The sequence below is a fragment of the Streptococcus oralis genome, assembly GCF_901543815.1.
Classification (GTDB): domain Bacteria; phylum Bacillota; class Bacilli; order Lactobacillales; family Streptococcaceae; genus Streptococcus; species Streptococcus oralis_CM.
Genome location: NZ_CABEIU010000002.1, coordinates 976,007 through 996,001, shown reverse-complemented (window position 1 = coordinate 996,001; position 19,995 = coordinate 976,007). Strand labels below are relative to the sequence as shown.

21 protein-coding genes are annotated in these 19,995 nt (G+C 38.2%); all 21 read left to right on the top strand.

Annotated elements, in window-relative coordinates:
* The first annotated feature begins 24 nt into the window (after positions 1-24).
* The 21 genes from FQT28_RS05020 (at position 25) to FQT28_RS04920 (ending at position 19,992) form a co-directional block, all read left to right on the top strand.
* Positions 25-435 carry a DUF7668 domain-containing protein gene (locus FQT28_RS05020; protein WP_096407252.1) on the top strand — a complete coding sequence of 137 codons (411 nt, stop codon included), beginning with the start codon at positions 25-27 and terminating at the stop codon, positions 433-435.
* 527 nt (positions 436-962) lie between these two features.
* Positions 963-1,934, top strand: a complete 972-nt coding sequence (locus FQT28_RS05015) for a DUF6892 domain-containing protein (RefSeq protein ID WP_143989604.1) — start codon at positions 963-965, stop codon at positions 1,932-1,934.
* 71 nt (positions 1,935-2,005) lie between these two features.
* On the top strand, positions 2,006-2,677 hold the full coding sequence (locus FQT28_RS05010; protein ID WP_143989603.1) for a hypothetical protein: 672 nt from the start codon (positions 2,006-2,008) through the stop codon (positions 2,675-2,677).
* A 59-nt stretch (positions 2,678-2,736) separates the two neighbouring features.
* The gene (locus FQT28_RS05005; protein WP_143989602.1) at positions 2,737-3,399 is read left to right on the top strand and encodes a DUF443 domain-containing protein; all 663 of its coding nucleotides are present in this window, start codon (positions 2,737-2,739) and stop codon (positions 3,397-3,399) included.
* 164 nt (positions 3,400-3,563) lie between these two features.
* Complete coding sequence (locus FQT28_RS05000) at positions 3,564-4,325, top strand: hypothetical protein (protein ID WP_143989601.1); 762 nt, start codon at positions 3,564-3,566, stop codon at positions 4,323-4,325.
* 2 nt (positions 4,326-4,327) lie between these two features.
* A complete protein-coding gene (locus FQT28_RS04995) occupies positions 4,328-4,714 on the top strand; it encodes an insulin activator factor (RefSeq protein ID WP_260663448.1) in 387 nt (128 codons plus the stop codon).
* 170 nt (positions 4,715-4,884) lie between these two features.
* A complete protein-coding gene (locus FQT28_RS04990; protein ID WP_132973438.1) occupies positions 4,885-5,766 on the top strand; it encodes a diacylglycerol/lipid kinase family protein in 882 nt (293 codons plus the stop codon).
* 63 nt (positions 5,767-5,829) lie between these two features.
* Positions 5,830-6,321 (top strand): phosphoribosylanthranilate isomerase, encoded by a 492-nt coding sequence (locus FQT28_RS04985; protein WP_132973436.1) that lies wholly within the window; start codon positions 5,830-5,832, stop codon positions 6,319-6,321.
* A gap of 176 nt (positions 6,322-6,497) precedes the next feature.
* Positions 6,498-8,240 carry a glycoside hydrolase family 13 protein gene (locus tag FQT28_RS04980; protein ID WP_132973434.1) on the top strand — a complete coding sequence of 581 codons (1,743 nt, stop codon included), beginning with the start codon at positions 6,498-6,500 and terminating at the stop codon, positions 8,238-8,240.
* Positions 8,241-8,359: 119 nt separating this feature from the next.
* On the top strand, positions 8,360-8,671 hold the full coding sequence (locus FQT28_RS04975) for a hypothetical protein (protein WP_000420550.1): 312 nt from the start codon (positions 8,360-8,362) through the stop codon (positions 8,669-8,671).
* A gap of 3 nt (positions 8,672-8,674) precedes the next feature.
* Positions 8,675-9,388: an alpha/beta fold hydrolase gene (locus FQT28_RS04970; RefSeq protein WP_000708293.1), complete on the top strand. Its 714-nt coding sequence runs from the start codon at positions 8,675-8,677 to the stop codon at positions 9,386-9,388.
* A gap of 190 nt (positions 9,389-9,578) precedes the next feature.
* Complete coding sequence (locus FQT28_RS04965; RefSeq protein WP_132973432.1) at positions 9,579-10,133, top strand: hypothetical protein; 555 nt, start codon at positions 9,579-9,581, stop codon at positions 10,131-10,133.
* A 622-nt stretch (positions 10,134-10,755) separates the two neighbouring features.
* On the top strand, positions 10,756-12,216 hold the full coding sequence (locus tag FQT28_RS04960; protein WP_132973430.1) for an aminotransferase class I/II-fold pyridoxal phosphate-dependent enzyme: 1,461 nt from the start codon (positions 10,756-10,758) through the stop codon (positions 12,214-12,216).
* The gene (gene speE / locus FQT28_RS04955; protein ID WP_000366710.1) at positions 12,217-13,077 is read left to right on the top strand and encodes a polyamine aminopropyltransferase; all 861 of its coding nucleotides are present in this window, start codon (positions 12,217-12,219) and stop codon (positions 13,075-13,077) included.
* Positions 13,074-14,333: a saccharopine dehydrogenase family protein gene (locus FQT28_RS04950; protein WP_000088769.1), complete on the top strand. Its 1,260-nt coding sequence runs from the start codon at positions 13,074-13,076 to the stop codon at positions 14,331-14,333. Before speE ends, FQT28_RS04950 begins: the two co-directional genes overlap by 4 nt.
* Positions 14,333-15,460, top strand: coding sequence for a carboxynorspermidine decarboxylase (nspC, locus tag FQT28_RS04945; protein WP_143989600.1), 1,128 nt, complete (start codon positions 14,333-14,335; stop codon positions 15,458-15,460). Before FQT28_RS04950 ends, nspC begins: the two co-directional genes overlap by 1 nt.
* Positions 15,457-16,542 (top strand): agmatine deiminase, encoded by a 1,086-nt coding sequence (gene aguA, locus FQT28_RS04940; protein WP_143989599.1) that lies wholly within the window; start codon positions 15,457-15,459, stop codon positions 16,540-16,542. The genes nspC and aguA overlap by 4 nt, the downstream gene beginning before the upstream one ends.
* Positions 16,543-16,551: 9 nt before the next feature.
* A complete protein-coding gene (gene aguB, locus FQT28_RS04935; RefSeq protein ID WP_143989598.1) occupies positions 16,552-17,427 on the top strand; it encodes an N-carbamoylputrescine amidase in 876 nt (291 codons plus the stop codon).
* A gap of 144 nt (positions 17,428-17,571) precedes the next feature.
* Positions 17,572-18,309 carry a TraX family protein gene (locus FQT28_RS04930; RefSeq protein WP_143989597.1) on the top strand — a complete coding sequence of 246 codons (738 nt, stop codon included), beginning with the start codon at positions 17,572-17,574 and terminating at the stop codon, positions 18,307-18,309.
* Positions 18,310-18,415: 106 nt separating this feature from the next.
* Positions 18,416-19,117, top strand: coding sequence for a response regulator transcription factor (locus FQT28_RS04925; protein ID WP_143989596.1), 702 nt, complete (start codon positions 18,416-18,418; stop codon positions 19,115-19,117).
* Positions 19,114-19,992, top strand: coding sequence for a sensor histidine kinase (locus FQT28_RS04920; protein WP_143989595.1), 879 nt, complete (start codon positions 19,114-19,116; stop codon positions 19,990-19,992). The genes FQT28_RS04925 and FQT28_RS04920 overlap by 4 nt, the downstream gene beginning before the upstream one ends.
* Positions 19,993-19,995 lie beyond the last annotated feature (3 nt).

Here is a 19,995-nt window from a genome sequence, read left to right as displayed (position 1 = left end):
ATTACAAAAAAAGGAAGTATTATCATGGGAATATTCGATGATTTTGAGTACAAAGAAAACTACCTAGATGAAGAAAAAGTAATTGAAATACTTAAAAAGATTTTAAGAGCAATTCATCTAAATAATTATAGAGATATTTTGAATTGTGTTGATGGTTCAGAAGTTGATGATGTAAGAGAGTTACTTGAATATATTGACGATTCATTACAATTAAATGATTTTGATAAAATTGATGAATATGGTGTAGATTGTAATTTCCATCCGAATTATGAGTACTCCCAACTACAAGTTTATGAATTTAATGATCAAACTGGCTTTATTGTTGAATATGAGATGACCTCCGATTCTGAATTAGTAGATTTAACCCTACAATTGGAATTTTTATACAATAATGATGGTTACAAAATAACTTCTATAGATGTTGATCCTGGATAAACCACACTTAATTATCTTCGTTATATGATAAATGCGTATATAAAGGCTAGATAATTTGATTGTAAGTTGCTTAAAATATCGGTTAGTTTTTCAAATATTGAGAGATTGAAAGATGTATCTATTGGAATTGTACCAAAATGATTATTCTAAAGATTTTGTCGTGTTTGATTCTTTAGAAGATGGAAAAGACTTTGTTTCTCGCTGATGATACGGTAAGTCCGAACCGCTGAGTGTGTGAGTTTGTTAGTGAAACGTAGCTAATCCCCTCACCTTTTCATTTTAAGGTAAGAAGGCTTCAAAGCTCCACTGGAGCTTTGAACTCCCCAAACCTTTTGTGTTCCGCGGACGCGCCACGTTGAGGCGGTAAGTTTATTAGTGAAGAGTAATTAATTTTTAGGAGGCTTCCTGCTTTTTTAATCCTACGGACGAAAAATACGGCAAAATATTATTTTATACAGTAAATTTTCTAACGTTAGAAAAATAGATTTGATGCATTTAGATAAACAAATTATAAATAGGAGAATCAAATGTTTAGTTTTTTTAAAAAGAAAAGTCCTAAAAACCTCGAAATCGATTTTCATGACAATTCAATGGTAATGAATGGAACCAGCTTGTCTTTTCCTTTATCTTTGAAAGATATTGAAGCTGTATTAGGAAAGCCTGATCAGGTTGTCAAAAAAGAAAATAAATACATAAAGTACATTTACGACAATGCTGGTATTGTATTTGAACATTCGCTTTCTGTCAAGAATCATTTAAAGAAATGCAGGGTCTATATTGATGATGAGCATCTACTTTCTACTATCAGTTTCTATTTTGGTGATGTTGTAAAACCTATGTTTGGAGAAGAAGAATTACCCAAGATGCCTTGTCAAGCCGTAGTATCCACTGATGGGAAGCCTCCCTATTTTCTTTATGATAGACACAGAACTGGGGATTTCAATTTTATTTTATGGACCCCTCGCGGAACCAATTTTAATGGAAGACCAGATGTAATGAGATATCCACTCACCATTTCCTACTATCCAGAAATCAAGCATGAACGTCAAAAATCAAATCCAAAAGTTGTTCAAGAAAAATATCTTCATTTTGATAATCTGAATTTTAAACTAGCTATTATCCAAGTATTGATGTATGATTTAGAGGTTTTAAAGCCAGCTTTTGATATTTTTGATTTTTCAGAGGAATTTAGCGAGTTGGATATTGATACAGAAAGTACAGAACTTGTCGAGCCTGCATTAGAATACTTTAAAAATTTTCAGATTTCACAGAAGTATGCAAGTCTTGTAAAAGAGATTGATATGGATGGCGGTAATGAAATCTTTATGAATCTGATTCCTCAGTGGGATGGTGAGGATAGTATTTTTGATTTGAACGAGGTTAGTTTGGCTGAATTAAAGCAGTTTCCAAATTTAAAACAAGCGACAATCATGTCAAGTAATTTTGAACAAGTTAAGGAAATTTTTGCTGAAGCTGGAATTGACGCAGAACTAGTGTAAGTTAAACTAAACATTTATAAATTTTTGAAAAAATCTTACTGTTATGACTCGAGAAAAGGATTAAATAAAATATGAAAAAGTTTAAATGGTGTTTATGGGTAACTGGATTTCTTGTTATTCTTTTGACAGCTTCTTCATTGAATGCTTGTAGTTTTGGTGGTGAAACTATTCCCCAAAATAGAACAAAGGAACAGTACGAGTTTGAAAAAACGTTTGATCCCATGTTTAAATTTTTGGAACAAGAGCAGAAAGATTTTAATGGCCTAGAAACTTATAAAAGCAGAGTCTATATAAAGAATGGAGACGAAGTCAAAAGATATGAAATTGACCTAGATATTACCAAGGCAGATGGTAAGGGTGACTATAGAATACAAATCGGAGAAAACAAAAAAACGGTTCCCGTTAGTTATTCTAATGGCAAGTTGCATTACGATTCGGAGATAGACCCTTTATTTGACGAAGAGATTCTTAACTTAGTTGTCAAAAGAGATGTTTTTGACTCCTTGAATGTAAAAAGAACGTTAAGAACCGGAACAACAGAGCTTAGTGAAATTATCTACCAGCCAGAAAATAACTCTGACCTCTTTCAGAAACTGAAAAGCAAATATGATCTACCAGAGGAAACAACGTGCCAAATTAGAATAGATCACTCAGATAAAACAAATTATGGGATCACAATACAGTTAACATCGAAAGAGATGTCTGTCAAAATTGGTTTAACTATTATTAAAAAACGGGGCTAACGATTTAGGAATGTTATTGAAAAGAGTTTTTTAACTCTGAGAAGAATTTAAAGGTGACTATGAAAGTAAAATTTAAAGAAACGAATAAAGTATTTTTCAAAATAGTAGAAGTAGAGGGAGAAAAGTATATTCTAGATTTGACGACTGTTAGACCAAAATCCTATTTCTGGGGGTCTCTTCCTGTTGAGATTACTGCAAAAATGCAAAAGTTAGATAAAAGAGACACGCGTTTTGAAAGTGTGGCTCCAACAATGAGTAAATCGATTGGGGTTGCAATTGGTACAGCAATAGGGGGTTCTAGCTATCGGCTAGTGACGAATTTTTTTAGAAACAATGGGATTAGTCACAATCTTCCTTTAAAGATAGGTTTATATGGCCTGTTCATTTTCCTAGCTTATCTAGTTTTCTGGTTCATTGCCATAAGAGCTCGTCATAGTGTCCAAAAAAGACTTGAGAATAAAGTTTCAAACTATCAAATAACTTTTAAACCAATTGGAAGTAAACGTCAATTAAAACATTACAAACTTCTTCCTTTTATCTTTGTTCCTACTCTAGGATGTTTTGCATTTTATTTATATACTGTTAATGGAACAGAGGGAGCCCTACTTGTTATTAATAGTATTCTATTATTGGGATTTTTTACAGTGATTTTAGGGATGTCACCACTCAGGGAAAGTGTTGAAAAGCAAGAGATTATTTTTGATAAAATAGAAAAGTTATAAGTTAAGATGAAAGCCGTTTTATGGTTCTCTTTTGCAGGTCACGTTGGGCTATTTTATCAGAAATATTAGGGAACTGATTAGAGAGCATTTTGTTAGTCAATGACTCATTTAAGGTTCAGAATTGCTCTCATAATGTCACTTTATAATTTAGAAAAGGAGTAATAATGAATTACTTAGAATTACGTAAAAGATATGCTTTTTATAGAAAAGTTGCGATTGTTTTGGCCGTTCTTCTTATTCTTTTTGTAGCTTTGATGGTGAAAGATAGGACTATTCAAACCCTTTGTATTATACTCATAAATGTACTCTTATTCCTTTCGATCTCGATAATCAGAAGAGGGTATTTAAGAAGTGGTACTAAGTTACTACATATGGACTTAGATTTACCATCTTGGAAGCAATACATTGAGTTGAAGAAAGTTGCAAAAAGAGCTATTATAAAAATGGATGTGACGCTAACATCTGTTGGGTATTCCTATATGATTGGTGATTTCGATGCTGCCATTAAGGAGGCTTCTGAAGCAATGACTGATCAAAAACTGAAGCTGAAATACAGGGATTTCTTAGTGAGTTACCTCGTTCGCTCGACAGTTCTTGCAAATCCAAACCTGACCAGAGATGAGCTTGATCTTATACTAAACAAAATGTCCATATCAGATCTTTCTGTAGCCGAGAAAACAAAAAGCGTAAGTATTGCGCTTTACGATTTAACAATTGCTCATCAATCCAATGATTACTTTGAAGACTTGGAAAACGAATTTAAATATCAACAATTGGAAATCACTTACTATCAAGCTTTGAATTCTAAATTAAAAGGAGATATGACTAGGGCGAATGAGTTGTTTAGTAAACTCGCTCAAGAAGATGAACAGCTCTATATCGTACGGAAGTCTAAAGAATTTTTAAATAGTGAATCTATTAATTAGCGATGAATAAGTACAGAAAAGGATTAAGTGTGAAATCAAACAGTTTATTTTTTTTTAATGGAATTTTTGCTTTAACATGCTCTCCCATTATTGCATTTGCATTTTTCTATAGATGGGAGATAAGATTTATCAATGGGGCTCTTCATTTTGTTGATAAACCAGCATGGGCTTTCTCAGTAAATTTAATTAGTTTTATATTTCTTGTTTGTTCCATACTTGCAATTTTCATTTATAGAAAAGAATCAAACGGTCGTAAGAAAAGTTTTTTGTTTCTCTTAGTTGCATCTATCACAGGTTTTATCCCCTTCCTTTCATTTTTTTCAGCAATTTTTGCTCTTATTTCTGGGATTTTATATTTGGTTGATTTTAATCGATTGGTAAAAAAATAAACTAGAAGGTATTTATCATTTTCAGCATATCCAACTTTTTTTAGAACTGATTCTCTCAATCTCCGGTACGTCAGATTTCTCTTTTCTGTATTTTCATTGTATAATAGGGGTACATTTAGTTTCATATAATGAAATATAAAGGTTTCAAACGAATATTAAGGAGAAAATCAATGAAAAAAGTAATGTTAATTATTAACCCTACCTCTGGTGGAGAAAAGGCTTTGGATTATAAGGTCAAGCTGGAGAATAAAGCCAAAGATTATTTTGAGCAGGTGGAAACCAAAATTACTGAAAAAGCCTTAGATGCAACACATTTTGCTGAAGAAGCTTCTCGTGAGCAGTACGATGCAGTGGTTGTGTTTGGTGGAGACGGGACTGTCAATGAAGTCATTTCTGGTATTGCTGAGAGAGACTACATTCCTAAGTTAGGGATTATCCCTGGTGGGACGGGTAACCTCATTACGAAACTATTGGAAATCAATCAAGACATCGATGGCGCGATAGATGAACTCGATTTTAATTTAACCAACAAGATTGATATTGGTAAAGCGAATGATAACTATTTTGGTTATATCTTTAGTATCGGTTCTCTGCCTGAGGCGATTCACAATGTGGAAATCGAGGACAAGACAAAATTCGGTATTCTTGCCTATGCTGTAAATACCATGAAGTCTGTCATGACGGATCAGGTTTTTAACATTAAGATTGAGACGGAAAATGGAAATTATGATGGTGAAGCTAGTCATGTTTTGGTTCTCTTGACAAATTACTTCGCTGATAAGAAAATCTTTGAAGAAGACAAAGATGGCTATGCCAATATTTTGATTCTAAAAGATGCTTCTATATTCTCTAAATTATCCGTCATTCCGGATTTACTAAAAGGAGATGTTGTCGGCAATGATAATATTGAGTATATCAGAGCGCGTAATATTAAGATCTCTTCAGATAGTGAATTGGAGTCAGATGTTGACGGCGATAAATCGGATAACCTACCTGTTGAAATCAAAGTCCTAGCTCAGCGAGTAGAAGTATTTTCAAAACCGAAAGAGTAGAAGGTAGAAACAAGTTTGTCTTTCACTGAGAAATAAAGTTTTATATCAAAGATTGGAGGAGGGATGAATTCTCTATTTGATGAATTTCGAACAATTTGTTCACATTTAAACCAAGTCGGAATCATACCTACGCTCATGGGGTCTTTGGGTTTTGAATACCGTTCAAATGAAGATTGGGAGCCGTCTGACATTGACATTCATGTCTCTGGAGATCCTAGAGGCTGGGATGCGCCTGATCATCTCAGGATTTATGACTGGGACAAGATAATGAAAGTGATGAACCACTTAGGCTATACCTTGGTAGATATTCACGAGCACGAATTCCAAAAAGATGATCTGAGTGTCGAGTTTGGAAGTATTGATTCTTTACTTGATTTTGCAGGAGTTTCGGAATCGGATATAGAGCTGATTCATCTTGAAAACATCACTTTTCGCGTTCCAAGTTTAGAACAGTATTTAAGTATTTACAAGGCTTCTTCCCAAGATTCCTATCGAAATGACCACAATAACAATAAGGATTTTAAAAAGATAGAATGGCTGGAAAGACATTTGTAAATCATCATTTGAAAAGTAGCAGGTTGTAAGACTGGCTGCTTTTTTATTTATATAAACAATCCACTCAAAACTACAGACAAGGCTTGAAAATAAAATTTTAAAGTAGTATACTAGAATCACAATTATGAAAACGTTTGCGCGGCAAGATGAATAAAAGTAAACTAGGAGACAGAACAATGGAATTAACAGCCATTTACCATAGACCAGAGTCAGAGTATGCTTATCTTTATAAAGACAAGACAATGCACATTCGTATCCGGACCAAGAAAGACGATATTAAAAGCATTAGCTTACATTATGGAGATCCTTTTATCTTTATAGAGGACCGTTATGAAGATAGTAAGGAGATGAGTAAAGTAACTTCTGATGCTTTGTTTGATTATTGGCAAGTGGAGATTACAGTTGGCTATGCCCGACTCCAGTATCTCTTTGAACTTAAAGATAAGCAAGGTCAGAGTATTCTGTATGGTGATAAGGGATGTGTTGAAAACACTCTAGAAAATCTTCATTATGAAGGAAATGGATTTAAAATTCCTTATATCCATGAGATTGATGCTTGTCATGTTCCTGACTGGGTAGCAAATACAGTTTGGTATCAGATTTTCCCAGAACGCTTTGCTAATGGGAACCCTGAGATTTCACCTGAAGGTGCGCTAGCTTGGGATTCCTCTATCAAACCAAAGACGAGCGATTTTTTTGGTGGTGATTTACAAGGTATTATTGACCATCTGGATTACTTGCAAGATTTGGGCATTACAGGGCTTTATCTCTGTCCGATTTTTGAATCCCCAAGCAATCACAAGTATAATACGACGGATTATTTCGAAATAGACCATCATTTTGGAGACAAGGGAACTTTCCGTAAACTGGTGGACCAAGCTCATCAGAGAGGCATGAAAATCATGCTGGACGCTGTTTTCAACCATATCGGTGACCAATCGCCACAGTGGCAGGATGTTCTCAAACATGGTGAAGATTCCGTTTACAAAGACTGGTTCCATATTCAAGAGTTCCCAGTGACCAAGGATAAGCTGGGGAATCCAAGAAAGCTCCCTTATCATACCTTTGCCTTTGCCAGCTATATGCCCAAGCTCAATACGGCAAATCCTCAAGTAAGAGACTATTTACTAAGCGTTGCGACCTACTGGATTGAAGAGTTTGATATCGATGCTTGGCGCTTGGATGTGGCTAATGAAGTCGATCACCAATTTTGGAGAGATTTCCGTAAGGCTGTCTTGGCTAAAAAGCCTGACCTTTATATTCTTGGAGAGGTCTGGCATACTTCACAGCCTTGGCTAAATGGTGATGAGTTCCATGCGGTTATGAACTATCCACTATCTGATAGCATTAAGGACTATTTCTTGCGTGGTGCCAAGAAGACCAGTCAATTTATCAATGAAATCAATAGCCAGTCTATGTACTATAGACAGCAGATTTCGGAAGTGATGTTCAATCTCTTGGATTCGCATGATACGGAGCGCATTTTGGCAACGGCCAAAGGAGATATCCAGCTTGTTAAGTCTGCCCTTGCCTGCCTCTTTTTGCAAAGGGGAACACCGTGTTTCTACTATGGGACTGAGTTAGAATTAGATGGAGGACCAGATCCAGATTGTCGTCGTGTCATGCCTTGGGACCGTGTTTCCGACAGTAATGAGATGTTGAATTTCATGAAGAAATTGATTCAGTTTCGCAAGGATGTTTCAAACATTATCCAGCATGGAACCTATAGTCTGCAAGAAATCAAGCCGGATGTTCTAGCTCTAGAATGGAATAATGATGGACAAAAAGTCCAAGCTATTTTTAATCAATCATCTGAAGACTATCTTGTCGATAGCGATGCTGTAGCGCTGGCCAGTCATTGCCAAGAATTGGACCAGCAACTGGTGATATTGCCTAAAGGTTTTGTGATTTTTTACTAGGGAGAAATTAAAAGTGAAAAGAAAATTCTAGTATAGAAAGCATTTTACAAACAGACTATTTGGTGTCTTGCTACAACTGATATATAATTTAACTTAGAGAGAATAGGAGGATTAATCAGATGGAATTAAAAGATTTTACAGAAAAAGAACAGGAAATGATTAAGAAAGGGCTGACTACGTCTAAGATTGGTGACAAGGAAACTGCTGAGAAAATTCTTGCGCTTGTCCCACAAGACTTGATTAAGCGCATCCCTTTTTTTGTCAGAAAACACGCTACAACTCGAACAATAAAGCGTATTTCTATCGAACATCCAGAGCTCTACGCAGTTGCCAAGAGAAGTGGTGAAATTCCTGAAAAGGAACAAGAAGAATTGCGTCAGATTATCACGACTATCTTTGAACAAAAGATGAATAAGCATAGTATTAATTAGAGAATGAAAATATATTTTATTGGCGGTTTGGGAAGTAATGTCTGTCATAGCAAGGATTTTCTTCAAGAGCTAGACTCGATTGCTTGTTTTATAAATCCATATGAAAAGTATTTTAGAGATGAAATAGAGTTGAAATCATGGTTTAAAAAGGAGATAGTTGGGGAAGAATCTATCTGTCTGATAGGCCATTCTCTCGGAGGAGATTTGGCTCGTTATTTCGCATCGGAATTTCAAGAAGTGAAAAAATTGATTCTTTTGGATGGTGGCTATTTAGATTTAGATAAGATTTTACCTTTAGATACAGAGTTAGAGGAAGCTAAAAACTATATCGAATCTCAAGTCGTTTCGGACTTAAATCTTCTTATCTCTAAAGAAAAATCTGAAGCAAAGCATTGGTCAAAAAATATGGAAGAAGCTGTAAGACATTCCTATCATTGGAATGTGCAGTATAATAGATATGAGTTAGCTATAAATTATGAAAATATAGAAACGTTACTACAGCTACGGAGAAAAATGCAAGCGTTTAAGAGAAAAGTGGGAAATACCTTGTTTATTAGTCCTCGATATCCTAATGAAGTAGCATGGAGAGAAGAGGCTCTAAAAGAATTGCCAGACTATTTCGATACTATTTTTCTAGATAACTTTGATCATGAGCTTTATACTCAAGCACCTAAAGAAATTGCTTCTTTGATTAATGAGTGGCTCTCTTATTCTTAGCGAACGATTGATTGAACTATGATAATTAATATAAGATTACAGTCTACTCAGATTCAATAAAAATCGTACACCTGATGATTTGTCTGGTGGAGGAAATATTCCACTGTGTAGTCGGACGGGATAGATAGAAATTGGTTATAGAATTTGTAACCATAATAGATTTTAAACTTTAAGATGGAGGATTAAAAAGATGGGAAAAATTGAATGGGAAAATGCAAAGACGCGTTTAGATGCCTTGCTTGTCATTGATGAGTATCGAACAGATCCAAATAAGACCTGGCTTCGATTGATCGTTAAGACTGAGGAAAGCTATGGGATCCGTTACCTTATCAACAACGGTTCTGGTGATTCTCTAGATGTGATTTTGACTGATAAAATGATCCTTATAAAGGGCTTTGATCATGAAAGTAGTTTGAGTCAATTTGCTGCGGATGAGTGGAATCAAGACATCATAGACGGATTTTATAAAGGACTGGATGAAAAGTATCAAAACCTTTACTCAGAAGAGCAAAAAGATGAAACAACTTTCTTTATCTGGTATGACGGTCAAGAGCATCAAAATAGCCACCAAGATCAGGACGGTGGCGAATGGTTGTTATCCTATTTCTTTGACAGTTTTGAGAAATTTCATGAGTTTGTGACGGATTACTATTCAATTACCGTAGATGAGGACTTACTTAGAAAACTTTACAATCAAGGACAGCTTTCAAAAGTAGAATTGGAGCAGTTGATTTGCACTTCCTAGCTGGAAATATATATAAAATCTGATGAAAAGAACTGATTTTCAATATCAAGTCATACTTGAAGAATGATTAAAGTAATAATGGTTGTAGTTCATTTTTTCTTATACAGATAACGGTTTAAAGCGATTTCTTTTTATAGTTCAACTGAATTTGACGAACAAAAAAACAAAATTCTTTAAAAAAGTTTCACAAAATCCTTTACAAGCTCTTATAAACATGGTATAGTTATAAGGCTTAGAAAATGAGATGATGTTTTCTAGCAAATATAAACCCGAGTAAAAAATGCCTACGGACAGGCAGGGTTGAATGCCGAAGCGTGGTTAAAAAGCCACATTATTGATAGGGTTAAAAGCCTACTTTTATAAGTTGATGTTAGGACGCTTGTCCTAATTCATAAATTTTAGTGTGGTGAAAGCACACGTCATCTTGTGAAACGATCAATAAAGTACGTAATATTTGCTACTAGAGAGTTAGGAAACATCAGGAACAGACATACTCAACAGAAACCAAAATACACACGTCAGAAGATTGCAGAGCAGGTGAAAACCTGCTCTTTTTTCATAAGTCAACCTTTAGTCGCCTTTATCTTCTTGAGGTGCTAAAAATATGGTAAAGGAGTATGTCTTGAAGAAGTTAGATCAAAACCAAGCCCCAATTTATGAGGCCTTGGTCAAGCTACGCAAGAAAAGGATTGTTCCCTTTGATGTGCCAGGTCACAAGCGTGGACGAGGAAATCCGGAACTTGTCGAACTGTTAGGAGAAAAATGCGTTGGCATCGATGTCAATTCGATGAAACCCTTGGATAATCTAGGCCATCCCATTTCGATTATTCGAGATGCAGAGGAATTGGCTGCAGATGCTTTTGGTGCAGCCCATGCCTTTCTCATGATTGGTGGAACAACTTCATCGGTGCAGACTATGATTCTTTCCACCTGTAAGGCAGGAGATAAGATTATTCTACCGAGAAATGTCCATAAATCTGCCATCAATGCGCTGGTTCTATGTGGTGCCATTCCAATCTATATCGAGATGAGTGTAGATCCTAAAATCGGCATCGCTTTAGGTCTTGAAAATGACCGTGTTGCACAGGCAATTAAGGAGCATCCAGATGCCAAGGCTATTTTGATTAACAATCCTACTTACTATGGAATTTGTTCAGACCTCAAGGGTTTAACGGAAATGGCTCACGAAGCTGGCATGATGGTTTTAGTAGATGAAGCCCATGGAGCGCATTTGCATTTTACAGATAAATTGCCACTATCTGCTATGGATGCTGGAGCTGATATGGCGGCGGTCTCTATGCATAAGTCTGGTGGGAGTTTGACCCAGAGCTCCATCCTGCTTATCGGGGAGCAGATGAATCCTGAGTACGTTCGTCAGATTATCAACCTGACCCAGTCAACATCAGCATCTTACTTGTTGATGGCTAGTCTGGATATTTCACGTCGTAACTTAGCCCTTCGTGGCAAAGAGTCTTTTGAGAAAGTCATTGAGCTATCCGAGTACGCTCGTCGTGAAATCAATGCTATCGGTGGTTACTATGCTTACTCAAAAGAGTTAATAGACGGTGTGTCGGTCTGTGATTTTGATGTAACCAAGCTGTCCGTTTACACTCAGGGTATTGGGCTAACAGGTATCGAGGTTTATGATCTCTTGCGAGATGAATACGATATTCAGATCGAGTTTGGGGATATTGGCAATATCTTGGCCTATATTTCAATTGGTGACCGCATCCAAGACATTGAGCGTCTGGTTGGTGCTTTAGCTGATATCAAGAGACTTTACTCGAGAGATGGGAAGGACTTGATTGCTGGAGAATATATCCAACCAGAGTTAGTGCTGTCTCCACAAGAAGCCTTCTATTCAGAAAGAAAAAGTTTAACCTTGGATGATTCTGTTGGACAAGTCTGTGGGGAATTTGTCATGTGTTATCCTCCAGGAATTCCAATCCTAGCACCAGGTGAACGCATTACACGAGAGATTGTGGATTATATCCAATTTGCCAAAGAACGTGGTTGTTCCCTCCAAGGGACGGAAGATCCAGAGGTCAATCACATTAATGTTATTGAGAGAAAGGAGAACTAGATGGATTTATGGTTTTCTGAAGTTCATACTCCAGATGTGAAATTGTCCCTGAGAACAGCCAAGCAACTCTACGCTGGAAAAAGTGAATGGCAGGATATCGAAGTATTAGATACGCCAGCTTTTGGGAAAATATTAATCTTAAATGGCCATGTCTTGTTTTCAGATGCAGATGATTTTGTTTACAATGAAATGACCGTACACGTTCCCATGGCTGTCCACCCAAATCCCAAGAAAGTCTTGGTTATTGGAGGTGGCGACGGCGGTGTTGCTCAAGTATTAACACTCTATCCTGAACTGGAGCAAATCGATATTGTAGAACCTGATGAAATGTTGGTAGAGGTTTGTCGTGAGTATTTCCCAGACTTTGCTGCAGGGCTTGATGACCCTCGTGTCACCATTTACTACCAAAATGGACTGCGATTTTTGAGAAACTGTGAGGATGATTACGATATTATCATCAACGATGCGACAGATCCATTTGGACATACGGAAGGGCTCTTTACCAAGGAATTTTACGGAAACAGTTACAGAGCTCTCAAAGAAGACGGTATCATGATTTATCAGCATGGGAGTCCCTTCTTTGACGAGGATGAGTCAGCTTGCCGAAGCATGCACCGCAAGGTCAATCAAGCCTTTCCAATCAGCCGGGTCTATCAGGCGCATATCCCAACCAGTCCAGCTGGCTATTGGTTGTTTGGATTTGCATCGAAAAAATACCACCCTATCAAAGATTTTGACAAGGAAGGTTGGAAAAAACGCCAGCTTTTCACGGAATACTATACTGCAAACTTACACGTGGGAGCCTTTATGTTGCCCAAGTATGTTGAGGACATTTTAGAAGAAGAGGAAGGAAAAAAATGAGTCGTTTACTAGTTATCGGATGTGGGGGCGTTGCCCAAGTTGCTATTTCAAAGATTTGCCAAGATAGCGAAACCTTTACAGAAATTATGATTGCTAGCCGTACCAAGTCAAAATGTGATGACTTGAAGGCTAAACTGGAAGGCAAAACAAGTACAAAAATTGAAACTGCTGCTCTTGATGCTGACAAGGTTGAAGAAGTGATTGCCTTGATTGAAAGCTACAAGCCAGAAGCCGTTTTGAATGTAGCACTCCCATATCAAGATTTAACCATCATGGATGCTTGTTTGGCGACAGGTGTCCACTATATCGATACTGCCAACTATGAGGCTGAAGATACAGAAGACCCAGAATGGCGCGCCATTTATGAAAAACGTTGCAAGGAACTTGGTTTTACAGCTTACTTTGACTACTCATGGCAATGGGCTTATCAGGAGAAATTCAAAGAAGCAGGCTTAACCGCTCTGCTTGGATCTGGTTTTGACCCAGGAGTAACCAGCGTCTTTTCAGCATATGCCCTCAAACACTATTTTGATGAAATCCACTATATCGACATTCTAGACTGTAATGGTGGTGACCACGGTTATCCATTTGCAACAAACTTTAACCCAGAAATCAATCTCCGCGAGGTTTCTGCGCCGGGTTCTTACTGGGAAGATGGAAAATGGGTCGAAGTTGAAGCCATGTCAATCAAGCGTGAGTATGATTTCCCTCAAGTTGGTCAAAAAGACATGTATCTCCTTCACCATGAAGAAATTGAATCATTGGCCAAGAATATTCCTGGAGTCAAACGGATTCGTTTCTTTATGACTTTTGGTCAATCTTATCTAACGCATATGAAATGCTTGGAAAACGTTGGTCTCCTTCGTACGGATGCTATTAACTTTAACGGACAAGAAATTGTACCAATCCAATTCTTAAAAGCCTTGCTTCCAGATCCTGCCAGCCTTGGCCCACGTACAGTTGGAAAAACCAATATCGGCTGTATCTTTACAGGTGTCAAAGACGGTGTTGAAAAGACCATCTATATCTACAATGTTTGCGACCATCAGGAATGTTACGCAGAAGTTGGTTCACAAGCTATTTCTTACACAACTGGTGTTCCAGCCATGATTGGTACTAAATTAGTGATGAACGGAACTTGGAAACAACCTGGAGTCTATAATCTTGAAGAATTGGATCCAGATCCATTCATGGAAGCTCTGAATGAGTATGGTTTGCCATGGGTTGTGGTTGAGAATCCGCAAATGGTGGACTAATGAAGCTAGAACAAGTACCAACACCAGCTTACGTCATTGACTTGGCAAAGTTAGAAGCCAACTGTCGTATTTTACAATATGTACAAGAAGAAGCCGGTTGCAAGGTTTTGCTTGCCCAGAAGGCGTATTCCCTTTATAAAACCTATCCCTTGATTAGCCAGTACCTATCTGGTACAACTGCAAGTGGTCTCTATGAGGCCAAGCTAGCTAGAGAAGAATTCCCGGGGGAAGTCCATGTTTTTGCGCCAGCTTTCAAGGATGCAGACTTGGAGGAATTGCTGGAGATAACCGACCATATCGTCTTTAACTCAGAGAGACAGTTGCGTAAACATGGTCCTCGTTGCCGAGAGGCTGGTATCAGTGTCGGTTTGCGTATCAATCCTCAGTGTTCAACTCAAGGAGATCACGCGCTCTATGACCCCTGTGCTCCTGGATCTCGTTTTGGTGTAACACTTGATAAAATTCCTAGTGATTTGTTGGATTTAGTGGACGGACTTCATTTTCATACCCTTTGTGAGCAAGGGGCAGATGATTTAGAGACAACCTTGAAAGCAGTAGAAGAGCAGTTTGGTTCGTACTTACATCAAGTTAAATGGCTCAATATGGGTGGCGGACACCACATCACAAGAGAAGACTATGATGTGGATCTGTTGATTTCTGAAATCAAGCGTATCCGAGAAACTTACAATCTTGAAGTCTATATCGAGCCGGGTGAAGCTATTGCGCTCAATGCGGGTTATCTAGCAACTGAAGTATTGGACATTGTCGAAAACGGTATGGAAATCTTGGTTTTAGACGCCTCTGCGACCTGCCATATGCCTGATGTACTTGAGATGCCCTATCGTCCACCTTTGAGAAATGGCTTTGAGGCACAGGAAAAAGCCCATACCTATAGACTTTCTTCCAATACCTGTCTGACGGGCGATGTGATTGGTGATTATAGCTTTGAAAATCCAGTCCAAATCGGTGATAGACTTTATTTCGAAGACATGGCCATTTATTCTTTTGTCAAAAATAATACCTTTAACGGTATTGGCTTGCCAAGTCTCTATCTCATGGACGAGCGAGGTGACTGCAGCTTAGTCAAAGCCTTTGGCTATCAAGACTTTAAAGGGAGATTATCATGATGGACAGTCCAAAAAAATTAGGCTATCGTATGCCAGCAGAGTATGAAGCTCATCATGGGACTTTGATGATTTGGCCGACTCGACCAGGTTCATGGCCCTTCCAAGGAAAGGCTGCAAAAAGAGCATTTACTCAGATTATCAAGACTATAGCAGAAGGGGAAAGAGTCTATCTTTTGGTGGAGCAGGACCATCTATCTGAAGCCCAATCCTATTTAGGTGATAGCGTTGTTTATCTAGACATCCCTACAAACGATGCCTGGGCGCGTGATACAGGTCCGACCATTCTCATCAATGAAAAAAGAGAAAAGTTGGCAGTCGATTGGTCTTTTAATGCCTGGGGTGGTGCTGTTGATGGTCTTTATCAAGATTATGAAGATGATGACCAAGTAGCCAGTCATTTTGCTGAGGCCTTGGAAATGCCTGTTTACGATGCCAAACCTTTTGTACTGGAAGGTGGCGCAATCCATAGCGATGGTCAAGGAACGATTCTTGTGACTGAAAGTTGCTTGCTTAGTCCTGGGCGTAATCCTCACCTGACTAAAGAGGAAATTGAAAACACTTTATTAGAAAGCCTCGGTGCTGAAAAAGTTATTTGGTTACCTTATGGTATTTATCAGGACGAAACCAATGAACATGTTGACAATGTTGCAGCTTTCGTTGGTCCTGCTGAACTTGTCTTGGCTTGGACAGATGATCAAAACGATCCCCAGTATGCCATGTCTGCAGCTGACCTTGCCCTTTTAGAAAAGGAAACGGATGCAAAAGGTCGCACTTTCACTATTCATAAGCTTCCTATTCCAGCTAATCTACAAGTCGTTACTGAAGAAGATTTACCAGGCTATACTTATGAAGAAGGGGAAGAGGAGCGCTATGCTGGTGAGCGTTTAGCAGCATCCTATGTCAATTTTTATATTGCCAACAAGGCTGTCTTGGTTCCCCAGTTTGAGGATGTAAACGACCAGGTTGCCCTAGATATCCTCAGCAAGTGTTTCCCAGACCGTAAAGTTGTCGGAATACCAGCCAGAGATATTCTCTTGGGTGGCGGCAATATCCACTGTATTACCCAACAAATCCCAGAATAGGAGAAAAAAATGAGAAATGTAAGAGTTGCAGCAATCCAGATGCAATGCGCCAAGGATGTAGCAGCAAATATCCAAACAGCTGAACGTTTAGTTCGACAAGCTGCTGAGCAAGGAGCCCAAATTATTCTCTTGCCTGAATTATTTGAACGTCCCTATTTCTGTCAAGAGCGTCAGTATGACTACTACCAGTATGCCCAGTCGGTGACAGAAAATACAGCCATTCAGCATTTTAAAGTGCTTGCTAAGGAATTACAGGTTGTTTTACCAATCAGTTTCTATGAAAAAGATGGCAATGTCTTATATAACTCTGTTGCTGTCATTGATGCAGATGGGGAAGTGCTGGGTGTTTATCGAAAGACCCACATACCAGATGACCATTATTATCAAGAAAAGTTTTACTTTACGCCTGGTAACACAGGTTTCAAGGTCTGGGACACTCGCTATGCTAAGATTGGGATTGGTATCTGTTGGGATCAATGGTTCCCTGAAACAGCGCGCTGTCTTGCATTGAATGGTGCTGAATTGCTCTTTTATCCAACAGCCATCGGTTCAGAGCCAATTCTGGATACAGACAGTTGTGGGCACTGGCAACGTACCATGCAAGGGCACGCAGCAGCGAATATTGTCCCTGTCATTGCAGCCAATCGTTACGGTTTGGAAGAAGTCACTCCTAGTGAGGAAAATGGTGGACAAAGTTCCAGTCTTGACTTCTACGGTTCCTCCTTTATGACGGATGAAACAGGAGCTATTCTAGAGCGAGCCGAAAGACAAGGTGAAGCTGTTCTGTTAGCCACTTATGACCTTGACAAGGGTGCAAGTGAACGCCTCAACTGGGGACTGTTTCGTGATAGAAGACCAGAAATGTACCAACGAATTACGGACTAGAAGGTAAATTTCATAATAAACTTTTAATATTCACGCCTGTCTTACAAAAATGTAAGATAGGCTTTTTAAATGTAAGATAGGTGTACGATTATACGTAGAAATGTATGCTATACTCTATGTAGATCAAAAAGAAAGAGGTTTATTATGAAAAAATGGAATGCGACGCAGTTGAAGTATCTGATGGCGGCAGTAATGGTTCTGGACCATATCCCTCATATCACCGGGATCGTTTCTCCTATGTGGGAAGGTATTCTTCACGCTATGACCCGTTGTGTGGGAGTTTGGTTTGCCTATATGGCTATGGAAGGCTTCATCCATACTCGAAATTTGAAAAACTACCTCATCCGCCTTTGGAGTTGTGCGCTTATCATGTTTGCTGGAAATAGCCTCCTCAATGCCCTATTTGCCTCTAAGGGAGTAATGGTCACTAATAATATTTTCTTGACGTTGGCCATCGGTGTCACCATGCTTTGGATTGGTTTTCCCAGAAAAGAGTTGGATAAAAAAGAGAAGTTGTGGCGTCGGATTGGAGTTGCTGGTCTCTTGGTTTTCGGGTGTCTTTTTACTGAGGGTGGCATCACCATGCTACCATTTCTCTTGATTAGTTACTCTTGTCGAAATCGCAAGGGATTGCGAAATCTCCTATATGCCTTTCTGTGGGCCTTCTTGTTAGTGACTTCCATCCAAATTTACGACACTTGGCACCAAACACTGGAAATGATGCTTTACAATTCTGACTGGCTCTTTGTCACCGTATTTCCTTTTATGGCCTTGTATAATGGGGAACGTGGTGAACAAACTATATGGAATAAGTATTTCTTTTATATTTTCTACCCAGCTCATTTATGGATCATAACCTTGCTTGCTTATTTGGTTAAGTAGATTCAATTTCCATTAGCTCCTTCTTACTTAAAATGTGAGAGGAGCTTTTCTGTGTCTGGAAATCCTAATAAAACATGTTATAATAGTTTTAGAAAGGACGATGTTTATGGCTAAGATATTGATTATTGAAGATAATAATGAAATCCAAGAAATTTTGCGAACACTTCTCACTGAGGAGCACGAGGTGATTCAAGCCTTTTCTGGTACGGAAGGTATCATGCAATTTGATAAAGGTGGGATTGATCTCGTTCTGCTAGATATCATGCTTCCAGGGAAAAATGGTGACCAAGTCTTGCAAGTCATTCGACAAACTAGTCAGACTCCAGTTATCATGCTTACTGCTTTAAGTGATAAAAAGCTTATCAGCCAATATCTCTTAGACGGTGCCAATGATTATATAGTAAAACCTTTTGATTTGAACGAAGTCTTTGCCAGAGTCACTGTGCAGTTACGCCAAAGCGGTGAACATCAGTCAGAAAATCAGAGAAAAACTGAAAACCTCCTACAAAACTTAAAAAATATCCAGTTTGATGCGGATAGTTTTGAAATAAGTAGCGCAACTGAAACTATTCGCCTTGCAAAGAAAGAGTGTCAAATTCTCCAAATCTTGCTCCATCATCCTAAAAAGATCTTCACCAAGGAAGAACTCTATGAATTGATTTGGGAAGAAAGTTACCTGTCTGGAGATAATACGCTCAACACCCACCTAAGCAATCTCCGTAAAAAACTGCATCAACTGGATCCAAATGACGAATACATCGAAACCATTTGGGGAGTTGGTGTACGATTAAAAGGAGACAAGCAATGATTTATATTTTATTATCAATATTGCTCCTCATTAACATCATTTTATCAGTTTCTTTGATTCGCTATCATCTAACAGTTAGAGATTTAAGCAGACAAATCGAAGAAAAGATTCGCTCGGGTAGCATGAAAAGAATCGGGGTAAACTTCTTTTCAAAGACCATTTTGCGTCTACATAACCAAATTGAGAATCTATTTCAAGAAGTGGAACAGAATCAGCTAATCATGAAGCATGAAAAACGTACCCTAGATATGGCAATCAGTAACATCGCTCATGATATTCGGACACCTTTAACAATCGCTTCAGGATATACTCAGCAACTAATAAAAAATCCTGAACCTAATCCAGAAACTTTAAACAAAATAGCCCATCACCTTGATTTGGTTTCCAAACGTTTGGAGGCTCTCCTCGAATATCGTCATTTGATGGAAGGAGCAGTCAAACCGAAACTGGAAGAGCTTGATTTATCAACCTTTATAACGAAGAAGACTTTGCCCTATTACGACGTTTTCCAATCTTCACATATTGATCTTGACTTTAACGTTGAACCAGGATTAAGAACGACGACTGACCGGGACTTGCTTGATCGAATTATTCAAAACCTCCTTGGAAATGTTCTCAAGCACGGCAAGGAGAAGGCTCGACTTTCTTTGAAAAAGGAAGAAAATGGGCTTGTTTTGGAAATCGATAATCTTGTCAAAAAACCTATCAAGAATATAGACAATCTCAGCAATCGTTTTTATTCTGAAAATCTATCAGACACAGAAGAATCCTCTGGTTTAGGTCTTTATATCACTGAGGAATTATGCCATCTTCTCGGTGCAGAGATGAAACTAAGCACAGATGGACAGTGGTTGTCGGTTTTCATTTACTTTTAACGA